The following is a 253-nucleotide window of genomic DNA, read 5'->3' as shown; positions in this document are numbered from 1 at the left end:
TAGAGATTCCAGTGCCACCAATAGAACTCCAAAACGAATTTGCCAACTTTGTCAATCAAGTCGACAAATTGAAATTTGAAATGCAAAAGAGTTTAAAAGAATTAGAAGATAACTTTAATTCTTTGATGCAAAAAGCTTTTAATGGCGAATTATTTAATTAAAATTTTATCCGATCACTACCATTGCTAACACCCCCATCGCACTCTGTGAAAGCGATTCACACAAAATTAAAAATTTTTGGTTCTCTGCTTTT

General features: G+C 32.0%; 1 pseudogene. It reads left to right on the top strand.

Features of this window, described 5'->3' with window-relative positions:
* A pseudogene (locus ACJDU8_RS25885) lies at positions 1–161 on the top strand (restriction endonuclease subunit S); the annotation flags it as partial.
* Positions 162–253: the final 92 nt, after the last annotated feature.

Origin of the sequence: Candidatus Clostridium eludens (genome assembly GCF_045310515.1) — a bacterium.
In the GTDB taxonomy this organism is placed as follows: domain Bacteria; phylum Bacillota; class Clostridia; order Clostridiales; family Clostridiaceae; genus Clostridium_B; species Clostridium_B eludens.
The sequence above is the reverse complement of the archived record's forward strand: the minus strand, read 5'-3'. Positions and strand labels throughout refer to the sequence as shown.